16 protein-coding genes, 1 pseudogene and 1 riboswitch are annotated in these 14,371 nt (G+C 55.5%); of the genes and pseudogenes, 2 read left to right on the top strand and 15 right to left on the bottom strand.

All coding sequences use genetic code 11. The annotated features are described in order from the left end of the window. Positions 1 to 51: 51 nt before the first annotated feature. From HMPREF3107_RS08130 to tsaB, 4 genes are all read right to left on the bottom strand, one after another. Complete coding sequence (locus HMPREF3107_RS08130) at positions 52 to 396, bottom strand: hypothetical protein (protein WP_070454852.1); 345 nt, start codon at positions 394 to 396, stop codon at positions 52 to 54. Between the two features lie 134 nt (positions 397 to 530). Beyond that, positions 531 to 1,307 carry a uracil-DNA glycosylase family protein gene (locus tag HMPREF3107_RS08125; protein WP_070454851.1) on the bottom strand — a complete coding sequence of 259 codons (777 nt, stop codon included), beginning with the start codon at positions 1,305 to 1,307 and terminating at the stop codon, positions 531 to 533. Then, the gene (gene rimI, locus HMPREF3107_RS08120; protein WP_070454850.1) at positions 1,301 to 1,744 is read right to left on the bottom strand and encodes a ribosomal protein S18-alanine N-acetyltransferase; all 444 of its coding nucleotides are present in this window, start codon (positions 1,742 to 1,744) and stop codon (positions 1,301 to 1,303) included. Before rimI ends, HMPREF3107_RS08125 begins: the two co-directional genes overlap by 7 nt. Next, positions 1,741 to 2,424, bottom strand: a complete 684-nt coding sequence (gene tsaB, locus HMPREF3107_RS08115) for a tRNA (adenosine(37)-N6)-threonylcarbamoyltransferase complex dimerization subunit type 1 TsaB (RefSeq protein ID WP_070454853.1) — start codon at positions 2,422 to 2,424, stop codon at positions 1,741 to 1,743. The genes rimI and tsaB overlap by 4 nt, the downstream gene beginning before the upstream one ends. 382 nt (positions 2,425 to 2,806) lie before the next feature. Between tsaB and HMPREF3107_RS08110 the strand changes: the two genes are divergently transcribed. Further along, the gene (locus HMPREF3107_RS08110) at positions 2,807 to 4,003 is read left to right on the top strand and encodes an amino acid aminotransferase (RefSeq protein ID WP_070454849.1); all 1,197 of its coding nucleotides are present in this window, start codon (positions 2,807 to 2,809) and stop codon (positions 4,001 to 4,003) included. A gap of 78 nt (positions 4,004 to 4,081) precedes the next feature. On the opposite strand, the gene HMPREF3107_RS08105 is transcribed toward HMPREF3107_RS08110, so the two are convergent. From HMPREF3107_RS08105 to HMPREF3107_RS08080, 7 genes and pseudogenes are all read right to left on the bottom strand, one after another. Further along, complete coding sequence (locus HMPREF3107_RS08105) at positions 4,082 to 4,870, bottom strand: thiazole synthase (protein ID WP_070454848.1); 789 nt, start codon at positions 4,868 to 4,870, stop codon at positions 4,082 to 4,084. Beyond that, positions 4,812 to 5,049: pseudogene (locus HMPREF3107_RS12815) on the bottom strand (hypothetical protein); the annotation flags it as partial. The pseudogene HMPREF3107_RS12815 and the gene HMPREF3107_RS08105, both read right to left, overlap by 59 nt. A 34-nt stretch (positions 5,050 to 5,083) precedes the next feature. Further along, positions 5,084 to 5,278 carry a sulfur carrier protein ThiS gene (gene thiS / locus HMPREF3107_RS08100; RefSeq protein ID WP_070454847.1) on the bottom strand — a complete coding sequence of 65 codons (195 nt, stop codon included), beginning with the start codon at positions 5,276 to 5,278 and terminating at the stop codon, positions 5,084 to 5,086. Positions 5,279 to 5,384: 106 nt separating this feature from the next. Further along, entirely contained in the window at positions 5,385 to 6,002 is a 618-nt protein-coding gene (gene thiE, locus HMPREF3107_RS08095) for a thiamine phosphate synthase (protein WP_070454846.1), read from the bottom strand. 16 nt (positions 6,003 to 6,018) lie between these two features. Continuing rightward, positions 6,019 to 6,666 (bottom strand): nuclease-related domain-containing protein, encoded by a 648-nt coding sequence (locus HMPREF3107_RS08090; RefSeq protein WP_070454845.1) that lies wholly within the window; start codon positions 6,664 to 6,666, stop codon positions 6,019 to 6,021. Between the two features lie 142 nt (positions 6,667 to 6,808). After that, positions 6,809 to 7,267 carry a methyltransferase family protein gene (locus tag HMPREF3107_RS08085; RefSeq protein ID WP_070454844.1) on the bottom strand — a complete coding sequence of 153 codons (459 nt, stop codon included), beginning with the start codon at positions 7,265 to 7,267 and terminating at the stop codon, positions 6,809 to 6,811. Positions 7,268 to 7,318: 51 nt separating this feature from the next. Next, positions 7,319 to 8,413, bottom strand: a complete 1,095-nt coding sequence (locus tag HMPREF3107_RS08080; protein ID WP_070454843.1) for an FAD-dependent oxidoreductase — start codon at positions 8,411 to 8,413, stop codon at positions 7,319 to 7,321. A gap of 107 nt (positions 8,414 to 8,520) precedes the next feature. Further along, a riboswitch (TPP riboswitch) is annotated at positions 8,521 to 8,630 on the bottom strand. Between the two features lie 224 nt (positions 8,631 to 8,854). On the opposite strand from HMPREF3107_RS08080, the gene HMPREF3107_RS08075 reads away from it, so the two are divergent. After that, positions 8,855 to 9,598 carry a PP2C family protein-serine/threonine phosphatase gene (locus tag HMPREF3107_RS08075; RefSeq protein ID WP_070454842.1) on the top strand — a complete coding sequence of 248 codons (744 nt, stop codon included), beginning with the start codon at positions 8,855 to 8,857 and terminating at the stop codon, positions 9,596 to 9,598. Between the two features lie 92 nt (positions 9,599 to 9,690). Here the strand turns inward: HMPREF3107_RS08075 and HMPREF3107_RS08070 are convergent, their stop codons facing one another. The 4 genes from HMPREF3107_RS08070 to HMPREF3107_RS08055 all read right to left on the bottom strand — a co-directional run bounded on the left by HMPREF3107_RS08070 (position 9,691) and on the right by HMPREF3107_RS08055 (position 14,109). Beyond that, complete coding sequence (locus tag HMPREF3107_RS08070; protein WP_070454841.1) at positions 9,691 to 10,098, bottom strand: hypothetical protein; 408 nt, start codon at positions 10,096 to 10,098, stop codon at positions 9,691 to 9,693. 112 nt (positions 10,099 to 10,210) lie between these two features. Continuing rightward, positions 10,211 to 10,819, bottom strand: coding sequence for a hypothetical protein (locus HMPREF3107_RS08065; RefSeq protein WP_070454840.1), 609 nt, complete (start codon positions 10,817 to 10,819; stop codon positions 10,211 to 10,213). Positions 10,820 to 11,087: 268 nt separating this feature from the next. After that, positions 11,088 to 13,607 carry a DUF4132 domain-containing protein gene (locus tag HMPREF3107_RS08060; protein WP_070454839.1) on the bottom strand — a complete coding sequence of 840 codons (2,520 nt, stop codon included), beginning with the start codon at positions 13,605 to 13,607 and terminating at the stop codon, positions 11,088 to 11,090. Positions 13,608 to 13,704: 97 nt separating this feature from the next. Beyond that, entirely contained in the window at positions 13,705 to 14,109 is a 405-nt protein-coding gene (locus HMPREF3107_RS08055) for a hypothetical protein (protein ID WP_246828615.1), read from the bottom strand. Between the last annotated feature and the right edge of the window lie 262 nt (positions 14,110 to 14,371).

The raw sequence follows: 14,371 nt of genomic DNA, 5'->3' as shown, positions 1-14,371 counted from the left end.
GATTTTGGGGAATTTTGCAAAGGTCTCGGCCTGTCGTCAAACTGCGGCTTATCAATAACTGGTGGCGCAGAACTGTTCGTTTTTATTGGCATCTGCGGCGTAGCAGGTCAGCCCCATGCTGGCGGCGTTGCCGTTTTTCACTTGTCCGCCCGGTTTTTTATTCACCAGCGTTTTGCCGCTTTTCGCGTCGGTTTCCACCGAAACGGCCGGGCCGTTTTTCTGTTTCCAGCTCAGGCTGCTGCCGGTCGGGGTTTGGCATTTTTTCACCGAGCACGCCCCTTCTCCGGCGACGTTGCCGTTTTTGTAGTGCACGCACTGCTGGCCGCTTTCGGTGCAACCCGCGTGGGCAGCGGCGGCAAACAGGCCGCATAGGGCAAGGAATAAGGCTTTTTTCATCAGGTTCTCCTGGTTTGTCGAATAATGGCCGGTATGTTCCGGCAGAGGGAATGGTACGCCGAAAAACGGGCGGGCGACAGTGTCGGCAGCATGATAAAGGCCGTCTGAAAATTGTTCGGACGGCCTTTATGCTTTCAGACGGCCTCCAAATATTGCCGCAGACGTTTCAATTCAGTCCACGCACGGGCTTTCAGCTGCGGCTGGCGCAACATACGCGCGGGATGGGGGACGGTGAATACGGGCAGGTTGCCGAAGGTCGCGGCGACGGCTTCGGCGTTTTCCGGCTGTTCGAAAAACTGGCCGAGCAGCAGGACGGCGCGGATGCGGCCGGAAGCCGCTTCGTGGCGCATCCGTTCGGCGGCGGCCTGCAATCGGGCGGCATCGGGGGAAAATTCCACCGACGGCAGCCAGCTGGTGCGGCGGCAGTCGGCGGCGGTTAGGCCGATGGCGGCAAGCATGTTGTCGAGCAATACGCCGTCCGCACCGCTGAACAGGCGGCCTGCGGCCAAGTCGGCGGGGGCGGGGCAGATGCTGACGGCCAACAGGCGGGCGGCGTCGGCCTGCGTTTGCGGGATGACGCCGTCTTGCAAGGTGTCGGAAAGGGTGTTTGCAGCATTTGCGGCAGGCTCTGCGGGCTTCGGTACGGACGGTTCGCGGCTTTGCCTTCGGGACGCGCCGCCGATGGCGGCCAGGGTGGCGGCATGGGCGTTGCCTGACGGCTGTTTTGCATCCTCGTGGACGGCGGCCTCCGGCTGCGGGGCCGTGCGAACCGTCGGGGCGGTATCCGAGGCCGTCTGAAAACGGCCGTCCTGCCCTTCGGCGGGCGGCGGCAGCAGGCGCGCGCCCTGTTTCAGCCACATCGGCCCCAAGCCGAGGGCTTCGTGCAGGTGCAGGTAGCGGCTTTCTAACATGGTTTCTCCATCAATACGGCATCTTCCCGCGTGCCGTCGGGCAGGGAATAGTAGTCGCGGCGGCGGCCACATTCGGTAAAGCCGTGCCAGCGGTAAAGGTTTTGCGCGGGTAGGTTGGCGGCGCGGACTTCCAACAGCAGCCGCCGTACCGATTGCGCGGCGGCAGCCTCGAACCAGCACTGCATCAGGGCGGCGGCCAGGCCGAGGCGGCGGCTTTCGGGTGCGGTGGCGATGAGGTGCAGCTCGGATTCGCCGGCCACGGTCTGCCAAACGATAAAAGCCGCCGGCCGGCCTTGATGTTCGGCCAGCAGGACGGTGTCGAAACGGCTGTTTAAGGCCGTCTGAAACTGGGCGGCCGACCACGGCGCGGGATTGCCCGCACGGTCGATGGCGGCCAGCGCGGCGCAATCGGCGGATGTCGCGGGGCGGATGTTCACGCCTGTTCCCCCATCGCCCGCCGCGCGGCCTGCTCGGCGGCGGTCAGGGCAATTTTGTCGCGGACATACAGTAGTTCGGCATGGGCGGCATCGGCGGCGGGATAGCGGCCCGTGGCGGCCAATGCGAGGTAGTCGGCGGCGGTCGGCATGGCGGGCAAGCCTGGGAAAGGCGGCGGGTCGTTCAGGGCGAAAGCGTTGCCGATGCCGTCTGAAAAAACAGTGCCTTCCGGCACGGAAATTCCGGCGGCGCGGCCGACGCGGTAGGGGCTGAGGCGGCGGCGGTTTGCGGTGTCGAACCAGGCGTAGAAGACTTCGCCCATCCGCGCGTCGGCGGCGGCCAGCACGCCGTGCCCTTGCACCAGGTAGGCCGCCGCATCAAGCGACGGAATGCCGATAAGCGGCGTGCCGAACGGCGCGGCCAGACCCTGCGCCACGCCGATGCCGATTCGCAGGCCAGTAAACGCGCCCGGACCGCAGTTATAGACCACCGCGCCCAAATCGGCGGCGGTAATGCCTGCTTCGGCGAACAGCCCGCCGATTTGCGGCAGGATGAGGTCGGACTGTTTGTTGCTGGCATCGGTGTGGCACGACAGGATGCGGCCGTCGGTTTGCAGGGCGAGGGAAAGGAAGGAAGTGCCTGTATCGACGGCCAGCACAGGGCGGGAAAAATCGGGCTGCATGGCGGTTTTGCGGGTTGTTTGGTCGGGCGGCATTATAGCATTTTGCCGCCGCCGTTTTTCTTTCAGACGGCCTCTCCGTCCGGCAGCCATCCTTCCCGCCCTTTGTACACCGAGCCATTTTCGGGTAGCCTGCCCGCCGTTTCCCAACCCGGCCGATGATGCAGGCGCATATCGGGCGGCGGATGCGGCGCGTTTGCAGTATGGCCGCAAAGACCGTCTGAAAGCCTGAAATACGGTTTTCAGACGGCCTTTTATTTTTACGGGCGCGCTGTTTTGTCTATATTCGGGGAGGATGCGTGTACTATGCGGACAGTACGCTCGGACGGGGCGATGCGGTAGAATCGGGTATCCAACCAACAAAACACAGAGTCAGGAGAAAAATATGTTCCAACACGTCGAATTTTATCCCGGCGATCCGATTTTGAGCCTGGTAGAGACTTTTCAGGCCGACAAACGGCCGGAAAAGGTCAATCTCGGTATCGGTATTTATTTGGACGAGGCGGGGCGGCTGCCCGTCTTGTCGTCGGTACGGACGGCGGAGGTTGCCCGTGCGGCCGTGGCGCAACCCCGCTCCTATCTTCCGATGGAAGGTTTGGAGGCCTTCCGGCACGGCGTGCAAAGGCTGCTGTTCGGCGCGGCGCATCCCGCTTTGCAGGAAGGGCGGATTGCCACCATCCAAACTTTGGGCGGTTCGGGCGCGCTGAAAATCGGTGCGGATTTCCTTGCCCGCTGGTTTTCCGAGGCCAAGGTTTATGTCAGCGATCCGACTTGGGACAACCATAAAGGCATTTTCCAGGGCGCGGGTTTCGAAGTCGGCGTTTACCCTTATTACGACCCGGCGACAGGTGGGCTGAAATTTGACGAAATGCTGGCCTTTTTTGCCGCCCTGCCGCGCAACAGTGTGTTGGTGCTGCATCCGTGCTGCCACAATCCGACCGGCGTGGATTTGGATTGCGGGCAATGGGACAAGGTGCTGGAAGTGATACGGGCAAACGGCCTGATTCCGTTTATGGACATTGCCTATCAGGGCTTCGGCGACGGTTTCGAACAGGATGCCTACGCCATCCGGCGGGCGGCGGAAATCGGCCTGCCGCTGTTTGCAGCCAATTCGTTTTCGAAAAACCTGTCGCTTTACGGCGAGAGGATAGGCGGGTTGAGCGTGGTGTGCCCGACGCGGCACGAAGCGGAGCTGGTGTTCGGCCAGTTGAAATTCGGCGTGCGCCGGATTTACTCAAGCCCGCCGGCGCACGGCGCGTTTGTCGCGGCGGCGGTGATGGATACGCCCGAACTTTTTGCCGGCTGGCAGGAAGAGGTTACGCAGATGCGGGAGCGCATCAAAGCCATGCGGCAGCGTTTGTTTGATGAATTGGGCCGCAAGCTGCCGGAGGGCGATTTTTCCTATTTCCTCAAACAGCGCGGCATGTTCGGCTACACGGGCTTTTCGCCCGAACAAGTACGGCGTTTGCAGGAAGGGTTTGCCGTTTACCTGCTTGCTTCCGGACGGATGTGCGTGGCGGGATTGAACGAATCGAACGTCGGTTATGTGGCCGATGCCTTTGCCGAGGTGTGGCGCAAATAAGCGGCCGCTGACAAAAAAAGGCCGTCTGAAAGCCTGAAATACGGTTTTCAGACGGCCTTCCTGATGATGAAGGCAAGTTTAATATTCCGCCGAATGCCAAAACGGCTGCCCTACGGTCGGCGTACTGGCTTGGGCTTTGGTTCGCGCTTCGACCGGTTCGGCTTCAAATGCCAGCCGTCCGGATTCGACGGCGAGTGCAAAGGCGCGCGCCATGTTGACGGGGTCGCCGCTGCGGGAAACGGCGGTGTTCAGCAATACGCCGTCAAAACCCCATTCCATCACTTGTGCAGCCTGCGAGGGCAAACCCAAGCCCGCGTCGATAATCAGCGGCGTGACGGGCAGGCGTTCGCGCAGGACGTTCAGCGCATAGGCGTGAACCGCGCCCAAACCTGTGCCGATCGGCGCCGCCCACGGCATCAACGCTTGACAGCCCGCGTCGAGCAGGCGGCGGCAGGCAATCAGGTCTTCGGTGCAATAAGGCAGCACTTTGAAGCCGTCTTTAATCAGGATTTCCGCCGCTTCGACGAGTTGGAACACGTCGGGTTGCAAGGTGTCGTCATCGCCGATGAGTTCGAGTTTGATCCAATCGGTTTCAAACACTTCCCGCGCCATCTGCGCCGTCGTTACCGCTTCCTGCACGCTTTGGCAGCCTGCTGTGTTCGGCAGCACGGGCACGCCGCTTTCTTCCAATAGCGACCAAAATCCCTGACCGTGTGCCTCGCCGCCGCTTCCCGCGCGGCGCAGCGAGACGGTAATCATCGCAGGCCGGGCGGTTTGGATGGATTGTTTGAGGATTTCAGGCGTCGGGTAGGCAGCCGTGCCGAGCAGCAGCCGTGAAGGGAAAGTTTCTCCGTATAGGGTGAGCATGATGGGTTCCTTTGTATAGTGGATTAACTTTAAACCAGTACGGCGTTGCCTCGCCTTAGCTCAAAGAGAACGATTCTCTAAGGTGCTGAAGCACCAAGTGAATCGGTTCCGTACTATTTGTACTGTCTGCGGCTTCGTCGCCTTGTCCTGATTTTTGTTAATCCACTATAACGTTGTTTTTGGGACAGGGGTCGTCTGAAAAGGCAAAACCGCCTAGCCGCCGACCACCGGCCGCACAATATCGACTTTGTCGTTTTCGTTCAAAACCGTTTCCGCATACGCGCCTTTGGCGACAAATCCGGTATTCACCGCCACAGCAAAGGGCTTTTGCGGCGCGGTTTGGGCGATGAGGTCGGCAACGGTTTTGCCGTGAAGTTCGGCGGGTTCGCCGTTTAAGATGATGTTCATGGTTTCTCGATATTTCTGTATTTATAGCGGGCTAAGTTTTGCCTGCACGGTAAATCGAATCTTTTTCGCTTTCTCAGGCCGTCTGAAATTGGGTTTTCAGACGGCCTCATTCATTCCACAAAGCCTGAAACGCTTTAACCACGGCTTCGGGATTTTCCGCTTCGGTAACGGCACGGACGACGGCGAGTGAGGAAACGCCGGTGGCAAGTACGGTTCGGGCGTTGTTCAAATCGATGCCGCCGATGGCGACGACGGGCGTGCCGCCTGCCTGTTTGACATATTCGCGCAGTTTGTCCAAGCCTTGCGGGGCGGTCGGCATTTGTTTGGTCGTAGTCGGGAAAATCGCTCCGCTGGCCACATAGCTGGGATGTACGGACAAAGCGCGGTCGAGTTCGGCGACGGAGTGCGTACTCAAACCCAAGCGCAAACCAGCGGTGGCGATAGCGGCGAGGTCGGCGGTGTCCATGTCTTCCTGCCCAAGATGTACGCCGTATGCACCTGCAGCAATCGCTTCGCGCCAGTGGTCGTTGATGAAAAGCTGGGTACGGCTGCCTTGGCAGGCGGCGACGCAACGGACGATTTCGCGTTTCAATTCATCGCCGTGCAGGGTTTTGCAGCGCAGTTGCACCGTGTCGGCACCTGCTTTGACCATGCGCTCGACCCAATCGGCGGTGGGAACAACGGCGTAGAATTTGGGCGGGGATTTTAGGGGCGGGAAGGTCATGGGGTGTCCTTTTAAGTTATCGCTGATGGCGTTCTTGCAGGCGCTCGGTATGCGCCCGCAGTTTTTTGCCATCGGCTTGGTATTCGTTTGAAGACAGCACGGCAGTTGCCGCTTCTATTTCCTGTGGCAGCAATAAGGTCGTCTGAAAACGTCTGATATAGGATGCTGCCTGTCTGATACGGCAGACATTCGGCGGCATTTGCGTTTTCAATTCACAATCACCGAGAAAAACCACCATCGAATGAAATTTTTCTTCCGGCAGTTGCAGCAGTTCGGATAATGCCTTGATGTGTGCGTAATTCTGGCGCAACGGATTTTGAAAGTAGTGTTTCTGCTTATAGACGACTTGAGTCCATTTCGATTGCTTCTCGCTGCCGAAAATCCAACCTGTGTAATTTTTGGTTTCTATGACAAATATCCCGAAAACCGAAACATAGATATGGTCGATTTGCGTCGTGCCGCTGCGGGACGGAATAATCAAATCGTGAAATTCTATATAGGTTTCTTCGTCCAAATCTTTTCCGATTACAGAACGGACTGTCCGTTCGCCTATGCGCTCTTTTACTTTGGGGTTTTGGAGCAGAGCTTTCAAAAAAAGCAGGGGAATGACGAGCAGGAAAATCCAAAAGATACCTGACAGGTTTCCTATTGCTTGTTCAATCATGACGTTTCCCTTTTGTTTTATTGTTTAAGTTAAAGTGAGCAGCTTGGTATAGCCATCTAATGGGGTCGTCTGAAAACATCGAGTACTCACATTCATGCCGTAAAGCAGAAGACGGATGATACTTGATGGGAAGCTCCAGCTTTTATAACCAACGGCGGACGCGTCGGCAGTAAGACTCGTACTCTGCACCGAATTTCTGCGCCAAAACGCGTTCTTCGGGCATGATTTGAAAGCGTGTCATATAGGCAACAAATGCAGCCAAAAACAACCACGGCAGCTGGTGTGCCAAATAGCCCGCCCATGCAACCAGCCAGCAGCCCATACCCGCATACATCGGGTTACGGCTGAAACGGTACACGCCGTCTGAAACAAAGTGTTCGGTTTGTTCGGGGGTGAACGGGCTGACAGTCGTGCGCACACGGCGAAACGCCCACACACCTAATACGCCCAACGCCGTCCCAAATACCATCAAAACAACCGACAGCAATATAGGAAAGCGCGGCAGTATGCCGGCCAAAGCCGACACTTGTGCAGAGATGTACATCAACAACGCACAAATAAAACATATCGCCGGCGGCGGAATTTTGGTTTCTAAATTCATATTGTTACCTTTATAAAACTGATAGCGCGGCGTTTTCAGACGACCTCAAACTTATTTTTCAATATACGCCAAACCGCTTTCTTCATCACGTTCGGGCGCGTCTTTCCCGTCAAACAGTGCCACTGCCAATCTGACGGCGGCGGCGGTTACCGCGGGGGAAATCATGAAGCCGTGCCGGAAAAGGCCGTTGATTTCAATCAGGCGTCGGGCGCGGCTGTAACGGATTTCGGGGTTGTGGTGGTTGAGCGTGGGGCGCAGGCCGGTGGCGATTTCGAGGATGTCGGCTTCGCCAAAAGCGGGGTGGACTGCATAGAGCGCGGACAAGAGTTCCAGCCCGGAACGTACGCTGGCGGGGGCTTGGCTTTCGCTTTCGATTTGGGTCGCGCCGATAACGAAAACGTGGTTTTCTTTCGGGGCGATGTAGAGCGGGTAACGCGGATGGAGCAGGCGCACGGGGCGGTTGAGCGTGATTTCAGGTGTGTAAACCCGCGCCACTTCGCCGCGTATGCCACGCAAGGTGCTGGTGTGTTCGGGAGGTTGGTTCCATGCAGTTTTTGCGCCGTAGCCGCGACAGTCGATCAGCCAGTCGTATTGGGCTTGCAGGTCGTTGGAGGTGCATTCGTATTCCCAATGGCAAGGGACGTTCAGCCCGTCCAAAGCGTCGGCAAGCGCAGACAGCATCTGCCGCCCGTCGAGCTGACCTTCGGTCGGCAGGTAGATGCCGTCTGAAAAACGTCCGCCGAGTTGCGGTTCGCGTTCGGCAATTTCATCGGCATGCCAACGGACGATTTCGTCATCCGCCACGCCGCCGCGTTTGAGATGGCGCACGAACTCGCCGGATAATGGCTTGTCCTGACCGTGCCACACAATCAGGCTGCCGTTTTCTTGCATCATGGTCAGTGTTTTCAGACGACCTCTGATGTTGCGCCAAAGTGGAATGCTCTGTCTGCCCAGTTTGATGACTTCAGGCGTAGCTTCGACCGCTTCCGCAGCAGGCGCGAGCATGGCGGCGGCAACATAAGCGGCGGCGTTTTCGCCTTTGCGCCCGCCTTTGTCAAAGAGGGCAACCGATAAACCTTGTTCTGCAAGCTGTAAGGCAGTCAGACGGCCGCAGAGGCCGCCGCCGAGAATGGCGATACGGGGCATGGTGGATTCCTTCGCAGTATTTGGGCAGTCGGAAAGACGAAAGACAAGACGGAAGCGGAATCCACCGAATGGCGGGAAATGCGGGAAAGGGAACGGAAGCCTGAAAAGGCGTTTGACAGCTTGTTTCCTACGCAGGCATTACCCCGACAGGTTCTACGGATTCCGCTGGCGCGGTCTCAGCTGTTTGCGGGAACAAGCAGCACTCCGACAAGAAGTTTTCAGTTTACATAAAATCAATTGCTTTGGCAAAGTCAGGTCGTCTGAAAAATGGGTTTCTGCGTTTTCAGACGACCTGTCGTCAGAAATTTCAGCCGGTTAAGTGCATCAGCATGATTGATATATACTGTCGCTGATAAACAAGGGGCTTTACGATGAAGTTCGTTTTTGCGAAAAGCGCCGAAGTAGGTTTATTTAAATCAGGATCGGATTGTCAGGATTACCATGTTTCAGCTTGCTTATTTTCAAATGGTCGGTGCCGGCAAAGCACGCAATCAGGATGCTTTGTTTGACGGTGCGGTGGTGCGTCAGGTCAGGCTGCACAAAACCCGTGTGTCCGAGGCGGACGATGCCGTGCGGCTGGCAGTGGCAGACGGTGTATCCAGCAGCCCCGCCGCGCATCTCGCCAGCCGGTTTTGGTTGGACGCCTTCGTGCGCGAGGGCGATGCAGAAGGGCGTTTCCTGCGAAGGCTGCACGGCAGCTTCTGCGACATGCTTGCCGATGAATATTTTGGCGCGTCCTCGACTTTCGCTTCGGTAGTCGTCGGGGCGGACGGTTTGTGCCGCATCTGCAATGTCGGCGACAGCCGCGTTTACCATATATCGGCAGAGGGGCGTTGGCGGCAGGTAAGCCATGACCACACTGTGTTGGCGGATTTAATCGAGCAGGGAGAAGCGAGGGCAGATACCGAATACGCCGATATGTACTATGCTTTGGCGCACTGCCTGATAGCGGATAATGAAGAAACCCATTTTAAAATTTTTACCGATTCTTTGATCTTGCAAAGAGGCGAGGCAGTTTTGGTTTGTTCCGACGGTCTGCACGACGCGCTATCCCATGAACGCTTGGAAACATTATGGAACGCTTCCCCGTCTTTGCCCGATAAGTTGGAAGCCTTGCGCCGTGCAGTAAAAAGGGTTCCCTATCATGACGATTGTTCGGTAGCAGTATGCCTGCGGCAAGGATAGGAAACCAATCCTAAAATCGGTTATGCAGTTTTTTGATAAATTTCAAAGGATTGGGTGTAAAGGGTCGTCTGAAAAGGGATGCTTGGACCAATTTATATATACCGCATTACATATTTCAACCATCTCATCAACGCCGCCAGCAGTATGCCTATCGACAATCCCATCAAGGCTGCCTGCCACGTCCATTTAATCAGTAGCGCGCTGACCAAACCGCCGATTGCACCGCACAGATATTTGTCGCGCCGTTTGAATTCCATCGTCTGCTCGGTTAAATCTTCTTCGATAAACCAAATTGCGAAGAGCGTAGTCAATGCCAAACAGAAGCCGATAATAGGGAGCCAAGGTGTATCAATGTGGCCAAGGGCTTTATCCAGAATTATTTCTCCACCGTACATCAGTCCGAGAACAGTGGCGATAACTAGCAATATCACATAGCCTATCATGTTGCTAGTGACGAGCCAGTCAAGAATTCGTTCGCATAGTTTTTTGAGAAACTTCATGGGTGGTCTGTTGTTGGGTTGGATGGGAAAACAACCTATGCTTTCTTCGGGAAATCTGTTTTATTGTATTGAAGCTGAGTTTTCAGACGACCTTTGGGTTATGGGACGTTGCCTAATCTTGCCAAAACGATGCCCAGCCGAATTTTTCGGCAATATCGTCGCAAAGCTCCTTCTGCATGGTGGCAAGATTGGTGTAGCTGTTGGTGTCGTGTACAGAAAAATAGGCGGGCAGGGTGGAGGCGGTGTTTTGCGCGGCGGTTCGGAAGCAGCCCGCAAACCAGCGGCTGAAATATTCGTGTAGCCCGCTGTAAAAATCATCTATAGCGTCCCATACTTCTTCTTCGTCATCTTCTTCTCCATCTTCTTCTCCATCTTCTTCTCCATCTTCTTCTTCTTCGTCTTGTTCCAAGCCGTATATCTCGTCTTCCACATCTGCATCAAATTTGGGCAAGCATTCTTTGGGGAAGTCTATGATGCCGTCGCCTAAAGAGCCGCCATTTTGGTTGCGCAGCCAGCCGTAAACAGAGAAATCCTGATATTCGTATTCCATAATCAGTGCCACCGCCTGATCAAATGATTCGTTTTCATCTGAAAACCCCCAATGCTTGCCCTGCAATATTTCTTGGATAAAGGCGGTCAGGTTAGGAGCGCGTTCGGCGCAGTCCTGCATAAATTGAGTTTTATGTTGTTGCATCAGTTGCTCTGCTTGGGTGGTGAGCATGGTTTTTTCCTTGTTGTTGAAGGTTTAGGGTCGTCTGAAATTTGATAATCCGAAGGACAGGTTGCCTTTTTCAGACGACCTTCGGCAGCATATATTTAACAAGCGCAGGTCGGCTCAAACCGCAACAAAACGGTCAAACATTCCCGAAATGTTGGGTTTGAACCCGACCTATGCGCGTAGAGGGCATTTGCTGCCTACGCGTCCTGTGTTCCAAAACAGCCTGAAACCGCAAGGATGGAGGCATTTGCGTTTTTCAGGCTGTCCCAATTTACCATTGAATCTGCGAGGTAATCGTGCTATCGGTAATCTTGTCGTCGTCGGCAAGCAGCATGGCTTTGGACAGCACCACGGAGAGCGCGTTGTCGCCCTCAAACGGGATAAACAGCTTATCGGTAACGTCTTTTTTGCTGCGGTCGGGTACGATGCACAAATATTGGTCGTCGGGCAGCATCAGGATGTTGGTGCTGCCGATGTGGATTTTGTAGGTGCGCAGCTTGCCTTGCACCACCAAAAAATTGCCGTCTATATGCGCCACTTTGCCGATTTTCAGGCGCGGCAACAGGGTTTCCAGCACGGCTTTGCGCGTTTTTGCCACTTCGCTTAAATCGCCGAAGGAATAGCTTTGCCAATAGCTGAAATAGCGCGGCGAGCCGCCGTTGTCTTGCCATGTGGGGTCGTTGCCCACGCTGGCGACGCCAACAAACAAATCCACATCGCGCAACACTTCGGAAAACACGCGCGGTGGAATGTTGATCAGCTCTATCGGGTTGTTGCTTTCTTCCAGATGATGAAAGCGCACTTGGTCGGTGCTGACGTAAAAATAGATGCCTGCATCGGTGTAGGATTGTTCGTCGCCATCCACGGTGTTTGCCCAAAATTCGGCGCACAGGTTGTATTCGGGCAAATCTAGGGTAACGCGGGCATCGTCGCCGCCGTCCCATGCGCCGCCCAGCGAGCCTTTCCAGCCGCGCATTTTGGCGAGCGTCATGTATTGGTGTTGCTTCAAGATGTGCGCGGCGAAGCGGTTGCTGTATGTGCGGGTGTTGATTTCGGCTTCGGTGAGCAAATAGATTTCGCGGAAGGCTTGCTTGATGGGCTGGCGGATTTCGTTTGCCATCAGCAGATTGCGCCAGTTTTCTATGCTTTGGCGGTTAGCCAACGCGGGGTGCCACAGGATAACTTGTTGGCAGCCTGAAACGTCTATCGGCGCGCCGTGTTCGTCCACCCATTGCCCGTTAAGCCATAGGGCGGCGATGCTGTTTTCATCGTTTTCGTTTTGGAAAAACTGCCAGATGAGCGGGCGGGTGAGATACGACATTAAGCCGTGTTGCCAGTAATACTGTTCGGCGTGCTCGCGGCTGATGCGTTGATCGGAGCGCAGCATTTGGTCTAGGCGATCGCGCTGGGCGGTGAGCTGAGCGTTCAGGTTTTTTTGCGTGGCTTTGATTTTTTTGAGCTTGGCGGCAAAGTCGTCTTTCACGAAACCGGGCACGGTTTTTTGCGGCGTGCCATCGGGCTTGAACCATTGCAACTCGCTTTTGCCCACGCCTGTTATCGCCAAGCGGCAGGTGTAGTCGTTAAACGCATAATCGCGGCTGTGGTTGTGCAGCTTGAAGTCGTCCACCGCCATGTCTTCAATTTGATTGCGGCTCACACCGCGCTCGCTGGCGGCGGCTTCCAGATATTTGCTGATGGCGGTTTGGGCGTTGCTGAATTTGATGCGCAGACGCAGGCGGGTGAGCTGGGCGATGCCGTCCAGCCCTTTGGAGCGGTACAGCGTGTAGAAGCAGGCGTTGCCGATGGCTTGGTAGCGCGCGCCGATGTCGGGGACTTTTTCGTAGCTGTGCAGGGCTAAATCGGCGATGGCTGTGATGGTGGCATTGTCGTGGAAATGGGCGCACATCCACACCAAGCCTTTAAACACGGTTTGGTTGATGTTTTCAATGGGAAACACTAGGCGGTCTTCGGCGGTGCGGGCAAAATCTAGCCAGCCGTGCAGCATTTTTTTGAATTTATCCGCGCCCAATTCGTCTATCAATGCTTTGCTTTCTTTCAGATATTTTGCGCAGGGCTGGGCGGCGTTGGCGGATAGGGCGAGCGTGATGATTTTTGCCCATGTTTTTTGTTCGGGCGCAGGCAAAGCGGCAAGCTGGGGGTTGGCATGTTCGGCGAATCTGTCATCGTAGGGGAATGCGGCTTGCCCTACTTCGCTGATGATTTCGTTAAACGCGGAAACGATTTTGCTCGCGGTAGTGCGATCAATGAAATAAATGAAATACACGCTTTGGCTGCTGAACTTTTGGAATTGCTCGCGGGCGGTTTTCAGGCTGCCTATGAGTGCTTCGGATGGGTTGGGATATTGTTTTTTGATTTGGTTGAGCAGGTGTTTGATGGGGTAGAAATAGGCTTGGTCTTCGGCTAAGCCGTTGGCATCAAACATGGCGGCAAAAATGCGGCGGATGTCGTCTTCGCTCATCGGCAGGTTTTTACGGGCGATGGCTTGGGCTAGGATGCAGCGCTTTGTACCTTTATTGGTGTAGCTCATTTCGGCGGGTATGCTTTTGTATGCGGGACCGCCTTCTTTAAACAATTTCCAACCGCGGATTTGCTCAATCAAAAAAATCAGCAGGTTTACGCGCGTTTCGGGGCTGGTTTTTTCTACTTTGGGAACATAGCTGGGGCAGTTTTTGAGTTCGCCTGCCCATTCTTCAATGATTTGGACGAGAAGTTGGTCAAACTCGGCGCGTTGTTCGGCAGAAATGACGTTATCAAGTTGATATTGGGTCATGGGGTTTTCCTTTGCGGATGGGGTTGGGCGATAGGGCAGCCTGAAAGATTAAGGTTAAGGCAGCCTGAAAAGCGAAACGGCTGGCGGCGCGGCGAAACTAGCCACCCACCAAGGGCGTGAGCTTGATGAAGTTCACAATCAAGCCGTCGTGCAGATACACGGTTTCGTCTAGCGTTTCTAGCTGGCGGTTGTCGGCAAGGATAAAAAAGCCGTTTTGCTCAAAGGCTTTGAGCGCGATGGCGATTTGCGTTTCGGCATCCACGGGCTGGTGTTTTTTGCCTTGCGGGTCTATCACAATATCGCCGCGCGCAGTGGGGATAACTAGGCTGTGGCGCAGCATGGCTTCTTCGCTGCGGTTGTTGTAGGCGGCGACTTCCTGTCGCACGCGTTCGGCAATCAGCTCCGCCGTGCTGATGCGGTTGGTTCGGAACTTCAAAAACAGCTCGTGCAGCACTTTGCCGGCGAGGTTTTGGTCTTGGATGGTGATGGTGGCTGCAATCATGGATGACTCCTACAAACGGAAAACAGACGAATCATACTGTTTTTTGAGTGTTTCAGGCGGCCTAAAAACGTACTGTACGACATAGTATCTGTTTTTCCCGATTCCGCTAAAACCGGTTTGGAAAACTCCAAAAAACTCAGCGAAAAAGCGCAGCCTGCTGACGGCGCAAATCAAACGGCAGGCGATGGGGTAGAGCGTATTCTTGGGCAACATGTTGATTCTTTATATTTTAGAGACCTTTGCAAAATCCCCCCAAAATCCC

Source organism: Neisseria sp. HMSC31F04 (assembly GCF_001807735.1).
Classification (GTDB): Bacteria; Pseudomonadota; Gammaproteobacteria; order Burkholderiales; family Neisseriaceae; genus Neisseria; species Neisseria elongata.
Note: the sequence above shows the minus strand (reverse complement) of the source record. Positions and strands in the feature narration are given on the sequence as shown.

Bases quoted from the DNA above. Each gene is read 5' to 3' on its own strand.
- HMPREF3107_RS08090 (WP_070454845.1), bottom strand. From the start codon at position 6,666: ATGATTGAACAAGCAATAGGAAACCTGTCAGGTATCTTTTGGATTTTC.
- HMPREF3107_RS08130 (WP_070454852.1), bottom strand. From the start codon at position 396: ATGAAAAAAGCCTTATTCCTTGCCCTATGCGGCCTGTTTGCCGCCGCT.
- HMPREF3107_RS08065 (WP_070454840.1), bottom strand. From the start codon at position 10,819: ATGCTCACCACCCAAGCAGAGCAACTGATGCAACAACATAAAACTCAA.
- HMPREF3107_RS08070 (WP_070454841.1), bottom strand. From the start codon at position 10,098: ATGAAGTTTCTCAAAAAACTATGCGAACGAATTCTTGACTGGCTCGTC.
- HMPREF3107_RS08085 (WP_070454844.1), bottom strand. From the start codon at position 7,267: ATGAATTTAGAAACCAAAATTCCGCCGCCGGCGATATGTTTTATTTGT.
- HMPREF3107_RS08075 (WP_070454842.1), top strand. From the start codon at position 8,855: ATGTTTCAGCTTGCTTATTTTCAAATGGTCGGTGCCGGCAAAGCACGC.
- thiE (WP_070454846.1), bottom strand. From the start codon at position 6,002: ATGACCTTCCCGCCCCTAAAATCCCCGCCCAAATTCTACGCCGTTGTT.
- thiS (WP_070454847.1), bottom strand. From the start codon at position 5,278: ATGAACATCATCTTAAACGGCGAACCCGCCGAACTTCACGGCAAAACC.
- HMPREF3107_RS08060 (WP_070454839.1), bottom strand. From the start codon at position 13,607: ATGACCCAATATCAACTTGATAACGTCATTTCTGCCGAACAACGCGCC.
- HMPREF3107_RS08080 (WP_070454843.1), bottom strand. From the start codon at position 8,413: ATGCCCCGTATCGCCATTCTCGGCGGCGGCCTCTGCGGCCGTCTGACT.
- HMPREF3107_RS08055 (WP_246828615.1), bottom strand. From the start codon at position 14,109: ATGATTGCAGCCACCATCACCATCCAAGACCAAAACCTCGCCGGCAAA.
- HMPREF3107_RS08110 (WP_070454849.1), top strand. From the start codon at position 2,807: ATGTTCCAACACGTCGAATTTTATCCCGGCGATCCGATTTTGAGCCTG.
- HMPREF3107_RS08105 (WP_070454848.1), bottom strand. From the start codon at position 4,870: ATGCTCACCCTATACGGAGAAACTTTCCCTTCACGGCTGCTGCTCGGC.
- tsaB (WP_070454853.1), bottom strand. From the start codon at position 2,424: ATGCAGCCCGATTTTTCCCGCCCTGTGCTGGCCGTCGATACAGGCACT.
- HMPREF3107_RS08125 (WP_070454851.1), bottom strand. From the start codon at position 1,307: ATGTTAGAAAGCCGCTACCTGCACCTGCACGAAGCCCTCGGCTTGGGG.